This window comes from Amycolatopsis sp. NPDC006131, assembly GCF_040614175.1.
In the GTDB taxonomy this organism is placed as follows: Bacteria; Actinomycetota; Actinomycetes; order Mycobacteriales; family Pseudonocardiaceae; genus Amycolatopsis_E; species Amycolatopsis_E tucumanensis.
The window spans coordinates 163496-183307 of record NZ_JBEXTX010000002.1 but is presented as its reverse complement, the minus strand read 5'-3'; the positions used below and the strand labels follow the sequence as shown (position 1 = coordinate 183307).

Annotated in this window: 18 protein-coding genes; 4 read left to right on the top strand and 14 right to left on the bottom strand. The window is 72.5% G+C overall.

Features of this window, described 5'->3' with window-relative positions; translation table 11 throughout:
* Nucleotides 1–29: 29 nt before the first annotated feature.
* The 5 genes from ABZ215_RS02005 to ABZ215_RS01985 all read right to left on the bottom strand — a co-directional run bounded on the left by ABZ215_RS02005 (nt 30) and on the right by ABZ215_RS01985 (nt 5682).
* Nucleotides 30–1988 (bottom strand): arabinofuranosyltransferase, encoded by a 1959-nt coding sequence (locus ABZ215_RS02005; protein ID WP_354947082.1) that lies wholly within the window; start codon nt 1986–1988, stop codon nt 30–32.
* Nucleotides 1985–2854: a decaprenyl-phosphate phosphoribosyltransferase gene (locus ABZ215_RS02000; protein ID WP_051079577.1), complete on the bottom strand. Its 870-nt coding sequence runs from the start codon at nt 2852–2854 to the stop codon at nt 1985–1987. The genes ABZ215_RS02005 and ABZ215_RS02000 overlap by 4 nt, the downstream gene beginning before the upstream one ends.
* Nucleotides 2855–3011: 157 nt before the next feature.
* Entirely contained in the window at nt 3012–3533 is a 522-nt protein-coding gene (locus tag ABZ215_RS01995) for a phosphatase PAP2 family protein (RefSeq protein ID WP_017986196.1), read from the bottom strand.
* Nucleotides 3526–4749 carry a UDP-galactopyranose mutase gene (gene glf, locus ABZ215_RS01990; protein WP_020416449.1) on the bottom strand — a complete coding sequence of 408 codons (1224 nt, stop codon included), beginning with the start codon at nt 4747–4749 and terminating at the stop codon, nt 3526–3528. The genes ABZ215_RS01995 and glf overlap by 8 nt, the downstream gene beginning before the upstream one ends.
* A 48-nt stretch (nt 4750–4797) precedes the next feature.
* Nucleotides 4798–5682 (bottom strand): LLM class flavin-dependent oxidoreductase, encoded by an 885-nt coding sequence (locus ABZ215_RS01985; RefSeq protein WP_020416448.1) that lies wholly within the window; start codon nt 5680–5682, stop codon nt 4798–4800.
* A 63-nt stretch (nt 5683–5745) separates the two neighbouring features.
* Between ABZ215_RS01985 and ABZ215_RS01980 the strand changes: the two genes are divergently transcribed.
* Complete coding sequence (locus ABZ215_RS01980) at nt 5746–6561, top strand: HAD family hydrolase (protein ID WP_020416447.1); 816 nt, start codon at nt 5746–5748, stop codon at nt 6559–6561.
* Here the strand turns inward: ABZ215_RS01980 and ABZ215_RS01975 are convergent.
* Both ABZ215_RS01975 and ABZ215_RS01970 read right to left on the bottom strand, forming a co-directional pair.
* A complete protein-coding gene (locus ABZ215_RS01975; protein ID WP_354947080.1) occupies nt 6558–7895 on the bottom strand; it encodes a hypothetical protein in 1338 nt (445 codons plus the stop codon). The two genes, ABZ215_RS01980 and ABZ215_RS01975, sit on opposite strands and share 4 nt — an antisense overlap.
* Nucleotides 7896–8390: 495 nt before the next feature.
* Nucleotides 8391–9788, bottom strand: coding sequence for an AMP-binding protein (locus tag ABZ215_RS01970; protein WP_354947078.1), 1398 nt, complete (start codon nt 9786–9788; stop codon nt 8391–8393).
* A 124-nt stretch (nt 9789–9912) separates the two neighbouring features.
* Here ABZ215_RS01970 and ABZ215_RS01965 point away from each other — a divergent pair, with 124 nt between their 5' ends.
* Entirely contained in the window at nt 9913–10974 is a 1062-nt protein-coding gene (locus tag ABZ215_RS01965; RefSeq protein WP_354947076.1) for a DegT/DnrJ/EryC1/StrS family aminotransferase, read from the top strand.
* A gap of 190 nt (nt 10975–11164) precedes the next feature.
* Here the strand turns inward: ABZ215_RS01965 and ABZ215_RS01960 are convergent, their stop codons facing one another.
* A complete protein-coding gene (locus ABZ215_RS01960) occupies nt 11165–11941 on the bottom strand; it encodes a hypothetical protein (protein ID WP_354947074.1) in 777 nt (258 codons plus the stop codon).
* On the bottom strand, nt 11938–12366 hold the full coding sequence (locus tag ABZ215_RS01955) for an MmpS family transport accessory protein (RefSeq protein WP_237337521.1): 429 nt from the start codon (nt 12364–12366) through the stop codon (nt 11938–11940). The genes ABZ215_RS01960 and ABZ215_RS01955 overlap by 4 nt, the downstream gene beginning before the upstream one ends.
* Nucleotides 12367–12878: 512 nt before the next feature.
* On the opposite strand from ABZ215_RS01955, the gene ABZ215_RS01950 reads away from it, so the two are divergent.
* Nucleotides 12879–13709, top strand: coding sequence for a helix-turn-helix domain-containing protein (locus ABZ215_RS01950; RefSeq protein ID WP_027935617.1), 831 nt, complete (start codon nt 12879–12881; stop codon nt 13707–13709).
* Here the strand turns inward: ABZ215_RS01950 and ABZ215_RS01945 are convergent.
* Nucleotides 13699–14817 (bottom strand): MFS transporter, encoded by a 1119-nt coding sequence (locus ABZ215_RS01945; RefSeq protein ID WP_020416440.1) that lies wholly within the window; start codon nt 14815–14817, stop codon nt 13699–13701. The two genes, ABZ215_RS01950 and ABZ215_RS01945, sit on opposite strands and share 11 nt — an antisense overlap.
* A 54-nt stretch (nt 14818–14871) precedes the next feature.
* On the opposite strand from ABZ215_RS01945, the gene ABZ215_RS01940 reads away from it, so the two are divergent.
* Nucleotides 14872–15618, top strand: coding sequence for a helix-turn-helix transcriptional regulator (locus ABZ215_RS01940; RefSeq protein ID WP_354947188.1), 747 nt, complete (start codon nt 14872–14874; stop codon nt 15616–15618).
* Here the strand turns inward: ABZ215_RS01940 and ABZ215_RS01935 are convergent.
* Genes ABZ215_RS01935 through ABZ215_RS01920 form a run of 4 tightly spaced genes read right to left on the bottom strand, consistent with a single transcriptional unit; the run spans nt 15615 to nt 19739 of the window.
* Nucleotides 15615–16049 (bottom strand): VOC family protein, encoded by a 435-nt coding sequence (locus ABZ215_RS01935; RefSeq protein WP_020416438.1) that lies wholly within the window; start codon nt 16047–16049, stop codon nt 15615–15617. The genes ABZ215_RS01940 and ABZ215_RS01935 overlap by 4 nt on opposite strands.
* Before the next feature lie 20 nt (nt 16050–16069).
* Nucleotides 16070–17446, bottom strand: a complete 1377-nt coding sequence (locus tag ABZ215_RS01930) for a PepSY domain-containing protein (protein WP_354947072.1) — start codon at nt 17444–17446, stop codon at nt 16070–16072.
* Entirely contained in the window at nt 17443–18981 is a 1539-nt protein-coding gene (locus ABZ215_RS01925) for a copper resistance protein CopC (protein WP_354947070.1), read from the bottom strand. Before ABZ215_RS01925 ends, ABZ215_RS01930 begins: the two co-directional genes overlap by 4 nt.
* Complete coding sequence (locus ABZ215_RS01920) at nt 18978–19739, bottom strand: DUF1775 domain-containing protein (RefSeq protein ID WP_354947068.1); 762 nt, start codon at nt 19737–19739, stop codon at nt 18978–18980. The genes ABZ215_RS01925 and ABZ215_RS01920 overlap by 4 nt, the downstream gene beginning before the upstream one ends.
* Nucleotides 19740–19812: the final 73 nt, after the last annotated feature.

Genomic DNA, 19812 nt, shown 5'->3' with positions numbered 1-19812 from the left:
GCGGAGCAGTTTACGAGAAACTCACACATTCAGCTAATCGGTGGTGCCGAAGAGTCCACGATCACCGTGAACGGCCCGACGTCGCGCCGCTCGAACTCGGGCGCCGAGAACAGTTCCGGCGCGAATTCGACCTCGTCGACGCGGATCGGCACGGCACGCGGGAACGTGTCGGACACGACCGGCGCCAGCAGTTTCCCGTCGTCGCCGCGGCGCAGCACGAAGACGTTGGGCGCCTCGTGCGGGTTCGACCGCAGCCGCGCGAGGAGGTCGGCCGAGTCCCGGGCGGTCGCCCAGGACCGGATCTCGTCGTTGCGCTGCGTGTAGCCGGCCAGCGGGTTCGCGTAGTGCGGCGTGGTCTGCTGGAAACCCCAGTACGGCTCGAACGACAGCAGCCGGTCGTGCGCCGAGAACACGATGTTGCCGGTCGGCGGCCGACCGGTCAGCTCGGCGATCGTGCTGATCAGCTGCGGCGTCCAGTACCCGTCCTGCTCCGGGTCGTGCCCGAAGCTCGCGGTCCAGCCGTCCGGGTAGTAGTCGGACTCGGCGGTGTCCACCGAGTCCTTCATGGTCGTGCCCACGATCGTCTGGGACACCGACACCGCGCCGAGCACGGCCAGCGCAAACGCGACCGTCCGCACCGGGCGGACCCGGCCGATCAGCCGCGGCAGCACCCGCACCAGCTCGACGAGCGCGAACACGCCGGCCACCGCGAGCACCACGTCGACGGTCACGATGAACCGGAACGACAGCAGCGTGGTGCGGACCAGCAGCGCGAGGTTCGACACCGCGAACCAGGCGTAGACCAGCGCGGTCAGCACCAGCATCACCAGCGCGACCGGGTCGCGGCGGGCGCGCAGCACCAGCCACACCAGACCGGCCAGGCACAGCACGCCGAACGCGCTCGCGGAGGTGAACGGCATCGGGAAGTAGGCGCTGATCTCGGGCAGGAAGTGCGCGGCGACGTTCGGCTTGCCCAGCCCGCCCGCCAGGATGAACGGGCCCCACGTGATCAGGGCCAGCACCGCCGTGACCACGCCGATGACCACCAGGCGCAGCAGCAACCGCCGCACCACGGGCCACGGCTGCTGCCCCGCGCGGACGTCCAGCGCGAGCACGACCAGCGACAGCACCACCACGGCCGCCACGCCGTACGCGACGTGCAGCGTGTAGGTGACCGCGGAGAAGCCCAGGTAGACGCCGATCAGCAGCAGCGTCCAGGCCGGCACCCGCTCACGCGAGCGCAGCGCGTGCCAGGCCAGCAGCATGACCGGCGGCAGCCACGCGGTGGTCGGCCAGGCGTACGGCTCCTCCGGCCCGAGGGCGACGAACCCGGCCAGGATCGTGGCGACCGAGGCCAGCAGCGCCATCCGGCGCCGCACGACCAGGCTCCACAGCACGAACGCGACCACCCCGGACACCGCGGCCCAGGTGATCGAGTACGGCTTGTAGGCGGCCCAGCCCTCCAGGCCCAGTAGGTTCGCGAACCGGCCGCCCAGCCAGAACCAGCCGCCCGGGTAGTAGGCGGCCAGCCCGTGGTAGTTCACATCAGCCAGCCCGGCCGTCTCGGTCAAGCGCTCCAGGTACTGCAGGCGGAACGTGTTGTCCACGCTGGAGCCGCCGAGGAAGAACCGGGTGCCCTGCAGCGGGATCGCCAGCAGCAGGGTGGACAGCGCGGTCAGCGCAGCCCAGCTGCCGCCGAGGCGCACCCACAGCGGCCAGCGGGCCGCGCCGCTGTAGACCAGCGACCCGAACAACACGACGACGATCACCGCGACGGCCAGGTTGACCAGCGCGTCCGGCACGTAAGTGCCCGGGTCGACGCCCAGCTTGTTCGAGCCGAACTGCAGGACCAGGCTGAACACGACCGCCGCGACCGTGCCCAGCACGAGCTCGGCCAGCGTGCGGCCGGGTCCGAGGCGGGTCAGCGCGGGGCGCGGTGCGGGTTCGGTCGACGTGCCGCCGCCGGGCCGGGCCAAGGTGGTCGTCACAGGTAGAAGGTGATCCCGAGGGTGGCGACCCACAGCACGCCGAGGACCTGCAGGATCCGGTCCTTGAGCACGATCTCGTCGGGCGCGCCCGCGGTGCCGCCGTCGACGTCGACCGCGTAGCGCAGCACGGCGATCACGAACGGCACCATCGAGATGACCGGCCACACGGACTGGTCGGCGCCCTCACGCAGCTCGAACGCCCACAGCGAGTACGACATGATCAGGATCGCCGCCGCGGTCGCCCACACGAAGCGCAGGTAGCTGGCCGAGTACTTCTTCAGCGACGAGCGGATCTTCGCCCCGGTGCGCTCGAAGAGCATGATCTCGGCGTAGCGCTTGCCCGCGACCATGAACAGCGAACCGAACGCCGTGACCAGCAGGAACCACTGCGACAGCGCGATGCCGGCGGCGACACCACCGGCGATCGAGCGCATCAGGAAGCCGGACCCGACGATCGCCAGGTCGATCACCGGCTGGTGCTTGAGGCCGAAGCAGTAGCCCAGCTGGACCGCCTCGTAGACCCCCAGCACGATGGCCAGTTCCGGGCTCGCGAGGAACGACAGCCCCAGGCCGACGCCGAAGAACAGCACCGCGGCCGCGTACGCGACCGGCACCGGCACGATCCCGGCCGCGATCGGCCGGTTCCGCTTGGTCGGGTGCGCCTTGTCGGCCTCCACGTCGACCGCGTCGTTGATCAGGTACACCGACGACGCGACCAGGCTGAACGCCACGAACGCGATGACCGCGTCGAGCAGCACCGAACCGTTGGTGATCTGGGCCGCGGTGAACGGCGCGACGAAGACCAGGACGTTCTTCGCCCACTGCTTCGGCCGTGCGGTCTTGGCGACGCCGAGGACCATGCCCACCGGGCCGCGCTTGGCCGCCGGAGCCGGTTCGGTCGTCGTCTCGGCCGGCTCGGCCGTCTCCGCCGACTGCGCGGTCTTCGCCTCGGCCGTTTCGCTGGTTTCGTCCACGATCTCGGCTTCCGCGGCGTTGTTCACTGATTTGGTCACGGGTGGTTCCCTACCCCTTTTTGCGGATTTTCCTGCGCAGCAGACCTCCGACCACACCGCCGAGCGCGGCGCCGGCGAGCACATCGGTCGGGTAGTGCACCCCCAACACGAGCCGGGACGCCAACATCGGCGGGACGAGCGCGGGAACCAGGTTACGCCCGGTCAATCCCGAGTAGAGCACCGCCGCCGCCGTAGTGGACGTGGCGTGCGAGGACGGGAAGCTCAGCCGGCTCGGCGTGCCCACCAGGACCTCGACGCTCGGGTCCTGCGGGCGGGGCCGCCGGACCACGCGTTTCACGGCGATCGACGCGCCGTGCGCGCCCACCACGCCGGCGGCCGCGACCAGCCAGTCCTTGCGGCGCTTGCGGTCCACCGCGGCGCCGACGAGACCGGCGGCGAACCACCCGATCGCGTGCTCACCGAAGTGGGACAGGCCGCGGGCGGCCTTCACGGTGGCCGGGCGCTTCAGGGCGCCCTGGACCTTGGAGAGCACCTCGATCTCAGCGGCGCGCTCCGGCTTCTTCTCAAGCATCGATGCTCCCGTCCAGGGGGGCGCCCTCGGTCAGGTGCGGGGCGATCTTGTTGTCGAAGACCGACAGCGCCGAACCGATGGCCATGTGCATGTCCAGGTACTTGTAGGTGCCGAGGCGACCGCCGAAGAGCACGTTGCGCTCGCGCGCCTCGGCCTTCGCCAGCTCCCGGTACCGCTCCAGCTTCGCCCGGTCGTCCGGGGTGTTGATCGGGTAGTACGGCTCGTCGTCGTCGTTCGCGAAGCGCGAGTACTCGCGGACGATGACCGTCTTGTCCTTCGGGTAGTCGCGCTCCGGGTGGAAGTGGCGGAACTCGTGGATCCGCGTGAAGGGGACGTCCTCGTCGTTGTAGTTCATGACGGACGTGCCCTGGTAATCACCCGTGGGGACGACCTCCTGCTCGAAGTCGAGCGTGCGCCAGCCGAGGCGGCCCTCGGAGTAGCCGAAGTAGAGGTCCAGCGGGCCGGTGTAGACGGTCGGCGTGCCTGCCGGGATGCGGTCGCGGACGTCGAAGTAGTCGGTGTTCAGGCGGACCTCGATGAGCTCGTGGTCGGCCATCCGCTCCAGCCAGGCGGTGTAGCCGTCGACCGGCAGGCCCTCGTAGGTGTCGTTGAAGTACCGGTTGTCGAAGGTGTAGCGCACCGGCAGGCGGGTGATGTTGCCCGCGGGCAGCTCCTTCGGGTCGGTCTGCCACTGCTTGGCGGTGTAGCCGCGGAAGAACGCCTCGTACAGCGGGCGGCCGATGAGCGAGATGGCCTTCTCTTCGAAGTTCTGCGCGTCCGCCGTGTTGATCTCGCTGGCCTGCTCGGCGATCAGCGCGCGGGCCTCGTCCGGCGTGTGCGACTTGCCGAAGAACTGGTTGATCAGCGCCAGGTTCATCGGCAGCGGGTAGACCTGCCCCTTGTACTTGCCGAACACGCGGTGCTGGTAGTTCGTGAACTCGGTGAACTGGTTGACGTAGTCCCAGACCCGCTTGTTCGACGTGTGGAACAGGTGCGCGCCGTAGCGGTGCACCTCGATGCCGGTCTCCGGCTCGGCCTCGGAGTAGGCGTTGCCCCCCAGGTGGGAACGCCGTTCCAGCACGAGCACGCGCTTGCCGAGCTGGCTGGCCGCACGCTCGGCGACCGTCAGCCCGAAGAAGCCGGAGCCGACGACGACCAGGTCGTACCCGGCGAATTCGGCGTCGGTGACGTCAGTGTTGCTCGTGTGCTCGCTCACGGGAAGCGAGGGTACCGACGCTACTGAGGGCAATCGCACCCACATTCACTATTGCGCTTCGCGCAGGCCCGGGAGCACGTCGGCCACCACTTCTTCGAGCACGGCCTCGCGGCCGGCGTACGGGCCGGACGAACGCGGCCAGTGCACGACCACGTCGGTGAAGCCGAGCTCGGCGGCGCGACCGGCCGCGTCGGTGAACGCCTGGGCGCTGACCAGGGAAAACACCGGGGACGAGTCGAGGCTGAGGTACCGGTGGACGTCCTCGCCCGCCCGGTCGTTCTCGGCCAGCACCTGGTCGAAGCGCCGGGACAGCTCGGCGACGCCCTGCCACCACTCGTCGAGCGTTTCGACGCGGGGACCGGTGGTCACCCAGCCGCCACCATAAGTTGCGGCAACTTTCATCGCGCGTGGCCCGTTGGCGGCGATCAGGAACGGAATTCGCGGCCGCTGCACGCAACCGGGCAGATTGCGGGCGCCGCGGGCCGTGTAATAGGTGCCCTCGTAGTCGAACCCATCAGTGATGAGCAGGCCGTCCAGCGCCTCGACGAACTCGGCGAACCGGTCGGACCGCTGGCGCGGGGTGAGCTCCTCGCCGCCCAGCACGCCCGCGTCATAGCCCAGGCCGCCCGCGCCGATGCCCAGGATGAGACGGCCGTCGGCCACGTCGTCGAGGGTGATCAGCTCGCGGGTGAACGGCACTGGGTGGCGGAAGTTGGGCGAGGCGACGAACGTGCCGAGCCGGATCGTGGAGGTCACCATGGCCGCGGCGGTCAGGGTGGGGACCGCGGCGAACCACGGGCCGTCGACCAGCGTTCTCCAGCCAAGGTGGTCGTAGGTCCAGGCGTGGTCGAAGCCGTACTCCTCGGCGGCCCGCCACTTCGGCTCGGCCGCCCACCACCGGTCCTCGGGAAGAATCACGATGCCAACGCGCACCGGCCCACGCTATCGGTCAGCACCGACAATCCGTCGGCCCGGACCCCGGGGGACAATGGGGGTGTGGAGAAACCCCTGCTGATCGCGTCGGATGTGGACGGCACCCTGCTCGACCCGATGGAACGGATGTCCCCCCGCACCGCCGCCGTGCTGCGCCGCGCCACGGAAGCGGGGATCCCGATCGTGCTCGCCACCGGCCGCCCGCCGCGCTGGATCCCGTCGGTGGCGCAGGCCGGCGGCCTGACCGGTTACGCAGTGTGCGCGAACGGCGCCGTGCTGTACGACATCGGCAAGGACGAGGTGGTCGGGGTGCACGGCGCGCTGGAGCCGATGATGCTCAACGACGCCGTGCACGAACTGACGAAGGCGCTGCCGGGCGCCGGGTTCGCCGCCGAACGGGTCGGCCGCCGCGCGCTCGACCCCGACGTCGAGCACCTGGTGGTCGAGCACGGCTACCACAACCCGTGGGGCGACGGCGAGGGCGTGCCGGTGTCCCGGGCCGAGATCGTCGGGCGGCCTGCGGTGAAACTGCTGGTCAGCCACCCGGACATGACGTCGGACGAGATGGCGCGGGCGGCGCGCGCGGTGCTCGACGAGTCGGTGGACATCACGTTCTCCGCCAGCGGCGGGCTGATCGAGATCGCGGCGCACGGCATCACGAAGGCGACCGGGCTGGCCGAGGTGGCCGAGCGGTTCGGCGTGCCGGTCGAGCGGATCATCGCGTTCGGCGACATGCCCAACGACCTGGAGATGCTCAAGTGGGCCGGGCACGGCGTGGCGATGGCCAACGCGCACCCCGAGGTGCTGGCGATCGCGGACGAGGTGACGAGCCCGAACAGCGAGGACGGCGTCGCGCAGGTGCTCGAGCGCTGGTTCTAAGGGCAGGGCACGTACGTCAGCCGCTCATCGCCGGAGAGCTGGGACAGCAGGCGGGACTCGCTGTCCGCGCGCAGGTACAGCGTCAGCCAGCCCAGCCCGGTGCGCTGGAAGGTGGCGACCTCGTAGCGCTGCGCGTACTTCTCCGCGATCCCGCAGTCCTGCGCCGGTGAGTACCAGGCCAGCGGCGCGGCGAGCACCGGCAGGCCGAACAGCGCGACCGGCGCGTACTCGTCGTCGGGGGCGGACCCGGTGACGCCGGTGATCATCATGCGGGAGCCGGCGCGGTAGGCCAGCGCGGCGTTGCCGAACGTGTCGATGTTCGACCCGGACGGCAGGCGGCCGCGCAGCCAGTGACCGATCTCGGTGGTCTGCGCCATCCGCTGGCGGTCGACGTGCACGACCTGCTGGGCGGCGAACGCGGCCGGCACGCTGACCGCGCACAGTACGAGCGCGACCGCCGGCGCGACACGCCGCTCGGCCAGCCGCCGCCGGGGCCGTGGCGACGGGCGGTTGCTCGTCCTGCCCGACGCCACGGCCGCGCCCACCGCGGCCAGTGCGCTCAGCAGGAAGCCGTACGGCAGGTGGGACGACGCGGGCCAGCCGCTCCGGGCGTGCCCGTAGTAGGTCGCCTCCCAGGCCCACCACGGCACGAGGAACACCAGCGCGCCCAGCAGGTAGCCGGCGGGGCCCCACCAGCTCGACCGGCGCCGCACCGCGGCCGTCAGCAGCCAGATCTCGCCGAGCAGCGCGAACACGACGCCGTCGGAGCGGGTCATCACGGCCAGCGCGGCGAGCACTCCGGCGACCAGCGGGTGGCCGGTGACCAGGGCCAGGCACCCGGCCAGCACGAGCAGCACGAACAGCGGCGTCTCGGTGCCGGCCAGCCCGTGCGAGGCGAACAGGCTCGCCCCCGCGGTGAGCAGCGCGGCGAGGACCCCGGCGGCGGTCGTGAAGCGCTTCGCCAGCAGGTACGCCACGACGACGCAGCCGAGCGCGCACGCGATGCCCAGCACGACCGCGCCGGTGACGACGTCCGCGCCGAACAACGCTCCGGGCAGCGTGACCAGCACCAGCCACAGGAAGTTCGGCAGGCCCTGGGTGCGCTCGCCGATCGTGTAGACGGCGCCGTAGCCCTCGGCCATGTTGCGGGCGTAGCGGAACGTGACGAACGCGTCGTCCGGCACCGTGGCCACGACGAGCTGCAGGACCAGGGCGAACACGAGCGCGAGGAACAGGACCCAGCCCCGGTTCGCGCGCAACGTCGCGACGCGCGGCCACGCCGCGGTCACCACCCCCGCCAGCGCCAGCCACGCGGCGACCAGGGCACCAGGCACCTCTCACCCTCCGTGACGCCGCTCCACCCTTGCCGTAGGTATCGCTCCCGCGCCCGGATTGTTTCGTCGCCGAGACATTTCGGGGGTTGGTGGGTGGGGTGGGGGCCGCGGTGGCGGGAGTGATTCGCTGCGGTGGCGGGAGTGGGTGGCCGCCGCGGTGGCGGTGGTGGGTCGCCGCGGTGGGTGGACGCGGTGGCGGGAGTGAGTCGCTGCGGTGGCAGGGATGGCTGGCCGCCGCGGTGGCGGGAGTGGGTGGCCGCTGTGGCGGGGCCCCGTGGCGGGTAAGCCGCCGCGGCGGCGGGGCCGAGAGGCGGGGCAAGTGGGCGCGCCGGTGCAGGGCGCGGCCCGCCCTGCGGGTCGGGCCTGGCCGGCCGAAGCCGCGTCGGCGCGTGGGCCGAGGCGGGTGAGCCGCCGCGGCGGCGGGGTGACCGCCGGGAGGCGGGGCAAGTGAGCGCGCCGGTGCGGGGCGGCGGCCGGCTGCCCGCCCCGCGCGGGTCAGATCTGCTCCTCCAGCGCCTGGTAGTCGATCTTGCCGCTGGCCAGCAGGGGGATCGTGTCGATCGGGCGGACGTCGAAGCCCGAGGCGTGCAGGTGCAGCCGGTCGGAGAGCGCGTGTGACGCCGCCTTGCAGGTGTCGGCCGCGGCGCCCTCCGCGAACAGCACCACCTTGTCATCCGCCGGGACGGCGGCCACGATGTCGATCCCCAGGCCCGTCGCGCGCGTCGCGGCCTCCAGGTCGTCCAGGCTGATCCGGTTGCCGAAGACCTTGCCGATCCGCTTGAGCCGCCCCGTGACGAACAGGAATCCCTCCTCGTCGAGGTACCCGAGGTCGCCGGTGGGGAGCACGCCACCGCACTCGTCGCCCAGCGCGAGCTCCTCCGCGGTCGACGCGTAGCCCATCATCACGTTCGGCCCGCGGTAGACGATCTCGCCGGTGATCTTGGGGTGCGTGGTGTCGCCGCCGTCCGGGCGGCGGATCGCGAACTGCCCGCCGGGCAGCGCGGGCCCCACCGAGCCGATCTTCTCCGCCAGCCGCTCCGACGGCATGATCGCCATGCGCGGCGCCGCCTCGGTCTGGCCGTACATCACGAACAACCGCCCGCCCGCCGACCGCATCAACGTGTCGAACTCGGCGATCAGCTCGGGCCGCATCCGGCCGCCGGCCTGGGTGAGCGTGTGCACGCCCGGGTTCGCGGCCGGGTCGAACCGCAACCGCCGCAACATCTCGTAGTGGTAGGGCACCCCGGCGACCGACGTGCACTCGTGCGCGGCGACCGTGTCCCAGAACCCGCGGCCGAGGATGCCCTCCCGCTCGACCACCACCGTCGCGCCGCTGACCAGGTGCGAGTTGAGCACGGACAGGCCGTACGCGTAGTGCAGCGGCAGCGTGGTGGGCGCCACCTCGCGCTCGTCGATGCCCAGCACGTCGGCGATCGCGTGCGCGTTGGTCAGGATCGCCTTGCGGGACAACCGCACCAGCTTCGGGTTGCCGGTCGAACCGCTGGTCGGCAGCAACACCGCGAGATCACCGTGCGGGCGGATCCCGTCCCGGTCGAGGCGCAGCCACTTCCCCTCCCCGGCCCGGTACCCGGCTGGCGGCTCGGCGGCGGGCGCGTCCAGCACGGCCGACGGGCGGAACCGCTCGATCAGGCCGGCCAGCACCGGGACGTCGAGCGCCGGGTCGACCAGCGCCACCGCGCGCCCGGCCTGCACCGCCGCGACGTAGGTGAGCACCCCGCTCAGGTCGACGCCGGTGCGGGCGAACAACACGCCGTCCGGCAGGGCCGCGAGTTCGTCGGCCCGCCGTTCGACCTCGGTGATCAGCGCCGGACCGTCCAGGACGGCGCCGGTTTCGGCGTCGACGATCCGGGCGCCGGGAGCCAGCAGGGTCACCGGAGCGCGCCTTCCGGTCGGGCCGGACCTGCACCAGTCGGGTGGATGCGGTTTACCACGCGGGTTCCATTCGTACAGTCTTACGGACGCCTGAGCCGAACACAGTAAAGGAAACGCCGAGCCGATGATCCCCGTCACCGCGGTCGACGCCCGCGATGCCGAATCCCTCGTGGTGGAGGTGCTGCGGTCGGGAACGCTCACGCGGGGCCCGGTGGTCGCCCGCTTCGAGGACGCCTTCGCCCGCGCCGCGGGCACCGCGCACGCGGTCGCCGTGAGCAGCGGCACCGCCGCGCTCCGCAGCGCGCTCGATGCGCTCGGGCTCGGCCCCGGCGACGAGGTGATCACCTCGCCGCTCACCTCCGCCGCGACGCTCCGCGCGGTCCTGGCGACCGGCGCGACCGTCCGCTTCGCCGACATCACTCGCGACGACTTCGCGGTCGACCCGGACGCGGTCGCGGCCGAGATCACGCCGGAGACCCGCGTGATCCTCCCGGTCCACCTCTACGGCCAGACCGCGGACATGGGCAAGCTCGCCCCGCTGGCGGAGGAACACGGGCTGCACCTGGTCGAGGACGCGGCCCAGGCGGTCGGCGCGACCTTCGCCGGGCGGGCGGCCGGGGGGTTCGATGTCGGCTGCTTTTCGTTGTCCGCCAACAAGATCGTGACCACCGGCGAGGGCGGCGTGGTCACCACCGACGACGCCGGGCTGGCCGATCGCCTGCGCCTGCTGCGCGACCACCGCATGTCCGAACTGCACGCCGCCGTCGGCATCCCGCAGCTGGACCGGCTGGACGAGCTGCTCGCGGCGCGGCGGCGCAACGCGCGACAGCTGTCCGTCGGCCTGGCCGGCACGCCCGGGCTCACGGTGCCCGCCGAGCTGCCCGGCCGCGAGCACGCGTGGCACCGGTACAGCGTGCTGATCGGCCCGCACGCGATGCTCGCCCGCGACGAGCTGGTCGCCGAACTGGCCCAGCGCGGCGTCGAAACCGAGGTGCACCACCCGAAGCTGGTGTTCGACGACGACCGCTTCCGCGAGCACCCGCAGATCCCGGCGGTGTCCCGGCAGGACTTCCCGGTCGCGTTGAAGGTCACCGACGAGGTCCTGTCGCTGCCGGTGCACCCCGCGCTCTCCGAGGCCGACGTGGACACCGTCGTGCGTGAGGTGCGCGAAGCGCTCGGCGCGTGACCTGCGCTGTCCGATGTGGACGGGCACCGGACGGCGCGGCGTCTTCTCAGGCAGCGGGGTTTTCTCAGGCAATTCTTGGGTACCCCGGATTAGCATGGAGGTCGCCCTGTAATGCGGACAGGGCCCCTGGGATCCAGCGGGCGGGCGGAACGCCCGCTGGATCCCCTTCGCCTCCCGCACCGGGAGGAGTCTATTCGTCCGTTCGGCGCAAAATCCAGGTCCGGCCGAGCTGGATTCCGACGAGTGCGATGAGCAGCGCGGCGAGGATCGCCGGGCTCTCCCACGGCCGCGGGTCGTCCGCGGGCAGCGCCTCGGCGGTCGCCGCCACGCGGGATCGTCCCAGCGCCACCGAGTCGAACTGCGCCTGCGGGACGGTGCTCTGCACCTCGTAGTGCGATCCGGGCGCGGGGAGCGCGCCGGCCGGGCCGTCGCCCTGGTACGGCGACGGCTCGGGCGGCGCCCCTCCCCCGGCCGGTCCGCCCGCGGGCAGCGAGGGCTCCGGCGGGGCGAGCGTGGGCGGCGGTGGTGGCGGCGCGGCCACCGGGTCCGCGGGCGGCGCCTCGGCCCGGACAACGGTGATGCGGCAGGTTCCGGCCAGCAGGCCGTGCACCGGGCCGACGAGCACGTCGAGCACCGGGCCGACCACCGAGATGCCGGTGAGCCGCGCGAGCACGGCGTCGGCGATGACGTCCCCGGCGATCCCGGCCGGGCCTGCCGCGGGCAGCTCGATCGGCGGGGTCGCGCGCCACGCGGTCTCGAACGCGGGCACCAGGACGTTCAGCGGGTCCAGCGGCGCCAGCACGGACACCACCGGGTCGAGCACGGCGAGCGGGCTCAGCGCGAGCTCGTCGCCTTCGGTGACGGTGGCGACGCAGCTGTCCAGCACCCGCGTCTCGGCCCGCGCGGCGGGTGCGGCCAGCAGGCCGAACGCCAGCGCAGCGGCCACGATCGCGGCGCGGGCCCTCATGGCCGGATCACCGAGGAGCAGGAGACGGAGGTCCAGTCGTCCAGGGCGTTCGCGCTGTGCACGACCACGCCGTCCACGGAGACGGCGCAGCCGCCCGGACTGGCCGCCATCACCTGGACCACGCCGAGCGCGGGACCGACTTCGAGGTCGAGCTCCAGACGCCACGGCAGGGGCACGTCGCGCAGCGTCTCGGTGCGGTTGACGCCGTCGATGACGTACCGGATCTCCGGCGCGGAACCGGAACCGGTGACCTCGTAGACGACCCGGTGCGCGCTGCGCGGCAGCTCGAAGGACGTGCGGCTGAGCGGCTGGCCGGTGCTCAGCGCCTGCAGCGCGGTGGCCGCGCCGACGGGCACGACGGCGGCGCCGATCAGCCACGGCAGCCACCACGTCCGCCGGGCGATCCGCGTGGCCGTGTCGCTCATCGTGCTCGCTTTCTTGGACGCTTCTCAGGTTCCGTGCGGGCGGATGTGGAAACCTGGGGAGAGCGTCATCCTGGCACGCGGATCGGCGGCCTGACCAGCCTCGCCGATCGGACCGGGAAGCATTTCCGGAAATACGCGTTCACGTCCGGGAAACATTTCCGGGAAGCGCATTTCCGCAGGCCGCGGCACGCGCCCGGCGCCGGGGACCGGCCGGACGAGGCGACCCGAACCCCGCCCAGCGACAGCGACTCCGGCCGGCGTGAGGCAAATATGTGCCAGGCCCGGTGCGCCGGCGGCGGGCCTCCCCGGGGCGGGCGTGACACATTTATGCCTCACCCGCCGGACGCGATCACTTTCCCGGAAAAATCTCCGGCAGCTCTTGTGATCGGCACTTAACAATGCGGGCACGAGGCGGATACATGAGGGGTCGTAATGTCCGTTGTGCCCGCCAATCGCCGAAAGGAAGACGATGCGCGCACCGCATTTGCCGCGCAGCTCGCCGGGGCCGGATCATGACGACACGTGACGCCCGCAGCCTGTCCCCCGATGCACTGGAAGCCCTCCGCCGACGGGCGGTCGCCGCTGTCGAAGCGGGTGTGTCCCGGTCGGAGGTGGCGCGCCTGTTCGGCGTGTCCCGCAAGACCGTCGGCGCCTGGGTGCTCGCCTACCGGCGCCAGGGCGAGGACGCGTTCCGCCCCAAGACCCGCGGCCGCCGCCCCGGGGAGCAGCTCGCGCTCTCGCCGGCGCAGCAGGCGTGGACCATCAAGACGATCATCAGCGGGACGCCCGACCAGTACGGTCTGCGGCACCGGCTGTGGAGCCGCCCGGCCGTGGTGGAGCTGGTCAACCGCGAGTTCCGGATCCTGCTGAGCCCGGCGACCGTCGGGCACTACCTGGTGCGGTGGAGCCTGATCGACGAGCCGTACCTGCAGGAGATGATGCGCAGCCGCGTGACCGCGACGGTGCCGAGGCCGCGCGGCGTCCCGGCGGCCGCCGAGGAGTGGATCCCGGAGGCGGAGGTGCTGTGGGTGGCGTGGACGCGGCCGCACGCGCCCGCCGACCGCCGCGCCGCATCGCGGCAGAACCTGATGTCCGGGTTCCGCGACTACTTCGGCGACGTGAACGTGCTGATCGCGATGTCCAACCGGGGCGTGGTGCACTTCCGGGCCGGGCTGGGCCCGTTCGACACCCCGCACGCGGAGGACTTCCTGCACCGGCTGATGCACCAGCTGGGGCGCCCGCTGAACGTCGTGGTGTGCCGGTGGCCGCTGCAGCACTACGAAATGCTGCAGGCTTGGCCGCGGCGGCACTCCGGCCGCATCTCGGTGCGCTTCAGCCTCTGACCGGCTCGTCCACAGTGGACAGCAGGAGCAGGCCGAGCGCGGGCAGCGCGATCAGCGGCGCGAGCGCGGTCCGCAGCGAGGTGGCGTCCGCCAGTGCGCCGAGGACCGGGCTCGCGAGCCCGCCGATGCTCACCGTCAAGCCGAGCGTGATGCCGCTCGCGGTGCCCACCCGGCTCGGCAGGTAGTCCTGGCCGAGCGTGACGTGCAGCGAGAACGGCACGTACAGGCCGGCGGACGTGCCCGCGACGAACAGGTAGAGGAGCGGGCCGGGCACGAACACCACCCCGGCCACGGACAGCGTGGTGAGCGCGTAGGACCACCGCACGACGGGGATCCGGCCGAACCGGGCGGCCAGCTGCCCGCCCGCCACCGTGCCGACCGCGCCGCCGACGTAGAGCACGAACAACGCGGCGGTGCCCGCGAGGCTCCCGCCGCCGGTGCGTTGTTGCGCGTAGAGCGAGACGAACGTGCTCAGTCCGATGAAGACGATGGAGCGGCACACGATCGCGCCGGACAGCTTCGCGAAGGAGGCCCAGTCGTTCCGGCCTGCGCCCTCGCGCGTGGGCGCCGCGGTGCCGGAGATCCGGCGGAGCGCCATCGCGCACAGCACCGCGCCGACGGCGGCGGGCAGGGCCAAGAGCGGCGAGAACGCGAGCCCGCCGGTCGCGACGACGGCCGCGACGAGCAGGGGCGCGGTGGCGAAGCCGACGTTGCCGCCGAGCGAGAACCAGCCCATCGCGGTGTGGCTGCCGCGGCTCGCGAGCCGGGCCACGCGGGCGGCTTCGGGGTGGTAAGCGGCGACGCCGATGCCGGAGACCGCGACGGCCGCCACGGTCAGCGCGTACGAGCCGACGCCGGCGAACGCGACGCCGAGTCCGCTGGTGAGCGCGCTGACCGGGAGCAGCCACGGCATGGACCACCGGTCGGCGAGCGCGCCGAACAGCGGTTGCACCACCGAGGACAGCAAGGACGCGGCCAGCACGACGCCCGAGACGGCGGCGTAGGTGTAGGCCCGCTCGGCGACGAAGAACGGCACGAGCGCGGCCACCGCGCCCTGGTAGACGTCGACGCACGCGTGCCCGACCGCGAGCAGGGGGATGGTTCGCACCGGCTCATCGTCGCCGTGGCGGGAGCTGGCGCGCTTCCGTTAATCTGCCAGATGATGTCGGAAACCCGCCACCTGCCGCACGCGCCGACCCGGACCCAGGTCCTGGCGCCGGGTGAACGCATCGACGCGCACCGCCACGACGAGCACCAGGTGGTCTACGCCGGCTCGGGTGTCCTCGCCGTCACCACGGACGCGGGCACCTGGTTCGCGCCCGGCACCAGGGCGATCTGGGTGCCCGCCGGTTGCGTGCACGCCCACGTGGCCCACGGCCGGACCGACCTGCACCTGATCGGGCTGCCCGCGGCCCCGAACCCGCTCGGCTTGGACGAGCCGGCCGTCCTCGCGGTGAGCCCGCTGCTGCGTGAGCTGATCCTGGCCGCGACCGCTGACGGTCGGAGTTCGCCGGAGCAGCGCCGGTTGCGCGCGGTGCTGGTGGACCAGCTGCGGGCCGCGCCGCGGGAGCCGGTGCAGCTGCCGACGCCGTCGGACCCGCGGCTGGTGGCGGTGTGCGAACTGCTGCACGCCGACTGCGCCGACCCGCGCACGCTGGCGCAGCTGGGCGCCGCGACCGGGGCGAGCGAACGCACCCTCAGCCGCCTGTTCGCCGCCGAGCTGGGCATGTCCTTCACGGCGTGGCGGACGCAGTTGCGGCTCTACCACGCGCTACGGCTGCTGGCCGAGGACGTCCCGGTGACGACGGTGGCGCACCGCTGCGGCTGGTCCTCGGCGAGCGCGTTCATCGACGTGTTCCGCCGCGCGTACGGCCACACGCCCGGGACGCACCACCGCCGCGGCGGCTAGTCCAGGCAGAACTCGTTGCCCTCGATGTCCAGCATGGGGATGCAGGACTCGTTGAACCCGTCGGCCTCCAGGACCTGCACGCAGGTCGCCCCGAGCTTTTCCAGTCGTTCGCGCTCGGCCTGGAGCGCGGCGAGCCGCTCGGCGCCGACGAGTCCGGTGCCGACCCGGACGTCGAGGTGCACCCGGTTCTTGACGACCTTGCCTTCCGGCACCCGCTGGAAGAACAGTCGCGGCCCGGCGCCCGTCGGGTCGACGCAGGCGAACGCCGCTCCGCGCCGCTCCGGCGGCAGCGAGCTGTCGTAGTCCGCCCACGAGTCGAACCCCGGCGGCGGCGGTGGCACGACGTACCCGAGCACCTCGCACCAGAACCGGGCGACGCGCTCGGGATCGGCGCAGTCGAACGTGATCTGAACCTGCCTGACCGAACCCATCCGACCACCATAGCCAGCCGCTACCTGGCCCGCGGCACCGGCTTCTTCCGGCGCTGCAGCGTGGAAATCGCGGCGTCCACCGCCAGGAACACCAGCAGACTCGCCCCGAACACCGGGAGCACCCACGTGATCGCGACGATTCCGAGGAACCCGGCCGCCGCCATCGGCAGCGACAGCTGCTTCCAGGCCGCCGTCGGCAGCGCCTTCCACTTGCCCTTGTACGGGCTGCGCACCCACCACATCCGGTAGCCGAGTCCGATGAGGACCAGCAGGCCGGTCACCAGCACCGCCAGCACGATCTGGTTGGCCAGCCCGAACAGCGTCCCGGTGTGGAACTCCGCCGCGACCGACGTCAGCTTCGCCAGGAACGAGTAGTCGTCCCAGCCGATGTGCTCGGTCACCTCGCCGGTGAACGGGTCGACGCTGATGTTGTCGCGCTGCAGGGGGATCCCGGCCGCGCGCTCCATCACCGTGTACACCGCACCCGCCCGCGCCGGGGCCGTCACCAGCAGCTCCCCGTGCAGCCCCTGGGCCTGCGCGATCTCCAGCACCCGGTCGACGCCGATCGGTTCGACGCCATCCGGCACGGCCACCGGCGCGGCCACCAGCGTGGGCGCGCGCAGGCGCATCGGGTCGTTGTCCTGGCTGCCGCGGCCGCCGGTGAACTGCGAGATGAGCAGTCCGCTGACCGCGATCACCACCAGGCCAGCCGACAGCCACAACCCGAGCGGGCCGTGCAGCCCGCGCAACCGCAGCCATCCGCCCTTCGTCTTGCGGGGCGGGACGAACAGGTCGCGGGTGCGCGTGCGCCGCCGCGACTGGGCGAGCCACAGCACCAGTCCACCGAGGACGATCACCGGCAGCCAGCTCGCGCACAGTTCCGCGTACCACCGCCCCGGCTCGCCGAGGTGCAGGTTGCTGTGCAGGTCCCGCAACCACGTGTTGGCGGGCATCCGGTTGCCTGCCGTGGTCAGCTCCCCGTTGATGTAGCCGGTGTACGGGTCGACGAACACGGTGCGCGCCTGCCCGTCCTCGCCGCCGGCCAGACCGGGCACCGACAGCACCACGCGGGTGGTGCGATCCGGCTCCGGCGACGTGATCACCTGCCGCAGAGCGGCTTCCGGGTGCGCGGTCATCGCCGCGCGAACCTGTTCCGACACCGGTTTCGGCGTCGCGCCGACCTCGTTGACGTACAGCTGCGAGTGGTACAGGTTGTCGTGGATCTGCGGGCTGAACACGTACACCAGCCCGGTCAGGCTCAGCACCACGAGGAACGGCGAGACGACGATGCCCGCCATGAAGTGGACCCGGCGGGCGATCACCCGCAGGCCGTTCATCCCGCGTGCCGGCTGCTTCTTCCGCTTTCCCGGTGTGCGGGTCTCGGTCGTCGTGCTCATCGCACCTCGATGACGCCGTAGATGACTTCCTGCTGCCCGTCCGGCGCCCGCGCGGTCAGGGCCAGCTCCCACGGCCCGGCGGACGGCACGGTCACCGAACCGGCCAGGTGACCCGCCTCGGCGGGCGCGAAGGACACCGGGACCGGCGCGCCGGACGGCGGGGCCAGCTCGGCCGTGATCGTCGTGCCCGGTTTCGCGTCGAGGACCGTGACGTGCACCTGGTTGTCCCCCACCCGCGCCGGGACGACCGCGAGGTCGAGCGCGCCGGTGGACATCGCGAGCCGCACCAGCGGGGCCTGCGGAGCGGGCGCGGGACCGGCGGGCACCACGGACAACGCCGTGCTGACCCCGACGAGCGCAACCGCGAGCCCGGTCTGCACCAGCGACAGCCGTCCGGCCAGTGCGAGCAGGCCCAGCGCCAGCACGAGCACCGCGAACCCGGCCCACAGCCAGCCGGCGAGGCTTCCGAGGTGCTGCCACACCTCCGCGCCCGCCGTCACCGCGAGCAGCCCGGCGCACACCACGACCAGCGCCTTCGGCCGGTCGGCGACCTCACGGAACCGGCGCAGCACCACCAGAATCCCGGCGAGCACGGCCAGCGCGGTGAGGTGCACGACGCCCGCCACGACCGAACCGGGCCCGGTGAAGCTCCACGTCGCCACGACCGCGGCGGTGCAGGCGAGCACGGTGCCGCCGCGCAGCCGCCGCTCCCGCGCCGACTCCGCCGGGGCCATGGTCAGGAACTGCGCGATCCCGATTCCGGCCACCGCGACGACGAGCAGCCGCGCGAGGTACACGTGACCGGTCGCGGACTCCAGCACCCCGGACACGAGGCCGCCGTCGAGGATGTCGGTCAGCGGCAGTTTCGCGGCGTACGGGCCGAAGGTCAGCAGCGACAGCACGGTCCCGCCGAGCAGCCCGCCCCACGCCCAGGCCGCCAGCCGACGGACCACAGTGGACTCCGCGCCCGCCGGCCACCCCACGGCGACGAACAACACCACCCCGGCGAGCAACGCGAGCGCGGCGAACGCGAGGAACTGCGCGACCGCGTGCGCGACCGTCACCACCACCCCGGGCCGGGCGTCCAGCGCGGGCGGGGCCTGCACCGGGCTGCGTGAGGCGAGGTCGAAGGTGAACGTCCCGGTCGCCGCGTCCGTCCCCTTCACCGGCACGCTCCAGGCGATCGTGTAGGTGCCCGCGTACTTCTGCTTCGGCACCGGCACGGAGAGCGTGTTGTCCCGGCCGTCGGCGTGCACCGGGCGGCCGGGGTCGACGGGGCGCTTGTACGGGTCGGTCATCCGGATCGTCGACAGCCCGGCGGGCACCGGCCGGTCGAAGGTCAGGACGATGTCGTCGGGCCGGGTGACCTGGCCGTTGCCGGGCGCCGACGACACCAGCACGGGCGCCTCCGGCGACACCGGCGAGGCCAGCGTCAGCAGCGAGGTCCAGCAGGCCGCGACGAGCAGCAGGAACGGGAGCAGCCGTGCCGCGCGGCGGTTCCGCGGGACGGCGGGCGGTCTGGCCAGCGTCGTCATCCGTTGCTCACCTTCTCCGGCTCGGGCTTCGGCTCGGGCTCCGGCGCGCGGCGGTGCAGCAGGTGGGTGCGGAGCCCGACCAGCGCCACCACCAGGAACGCGAGCCCGAGCACGCCCCACAGGAAGGCGAACGGGGTGATGCCGCCGCTGTTCGCCTGCTCTTCGGCCTGCTGCTCGGCAGCCGCGGCCACCTGATCGGCCCGGTTCGCGTCGATCACCGCGGGTGGCGGCGCGCCCTGTGCGGCGTTGGGACTGACGACGATCACCGGCGCGTTGCCGGCCGCGGCGGAGAACCGGTCGGTGGCGCCGCTGGTGTAGCCCTGAACGGTTTCGAGCACCAGGTCGCCCCGCTCGGGCAGCGGGCCGAGGGTGACGAGGAACTGTTCGAACTGGCCGGGGCCGACCGCGCCGCCCTCCAACACGATCGAGCCGACGACCTGGCTGATCAGGCGGTCACCGGACTGCTGCGGCGGGTCGAGCGGGCGCGGGTTGATCCTGGCGGTCCAGCCGCGGGCCGGCTTGACCTCGGCGAAGGCGATCGGGGGACTCTGCGGGAACACGATTTCGAGCCGGTTGCTCTGGGTGTCGGTGCGCTGGTTGGCGAGGCGGAAGGCGAAGGTCTCGGTGCTGCCGCCCTTGACGGAACCGGGCACGATCGACACCTGCGCGGCGGCCGGGGCGGCCAGGCCGAGCAGCGCGCACGAGGCGAGGAACAGCGCGGACAGGGCACGCGCGAAGGACCTGGGGGATGCGGGCATGGCGGTCTCCTGAACGGCCGTGGTCCGGAGCGGGCTGGCCGCTCCGGACCACGGTTTCCCTCACGGGGTGGAT